General features: G+C 62.7%; 1 pseudogene. It reads right to left on the bottom strand.

What is annotated here, in order from left to right:
- Nucleotides 1–241, bottom strand: a pseudogene (locus tag AUL38_RS17575) (IS3 family transposase); the annotation flags it as partial.

Below are 241 nucleotides of genomic sequence, written 5' to 3'. Positions count from 1 at the left end.
GTACCCGAATTCGGGGTCTTCAAGGTGGGCGTCGTGGAGCGCGTTCGCGCGATACGCCTGCGTAAGGTCTCGTTCGGTGACTGGGTTGCGGAGCCAGCGGTAGTAGGGCTGGCGTGAGAGCTTCAATACCCGGCACGACACTACGACAGGGACCCCGTCATTGGCGAGCTCTTTCACGAGCGGGTAGAGCCTTTTCCCGGCAGGTGTGCCTGGGAAAGATACGCCGCCGCACGACGAAGCA

This window comes from Leucobacter sp. G161, from assembly GCF_001482305.1.
In the GTDB taxonomy this organism is placed as follows: Bacteria; Actinomycetota; Actinomycetes; order Actinomycetales; family Microbacteriaceae; genus Leucobacter.
The sequence above is the reverse complement of the archived record's forward strand: the minus strand, read 5'-3'. Positions and strand labels throughout refer to the sequence as shown.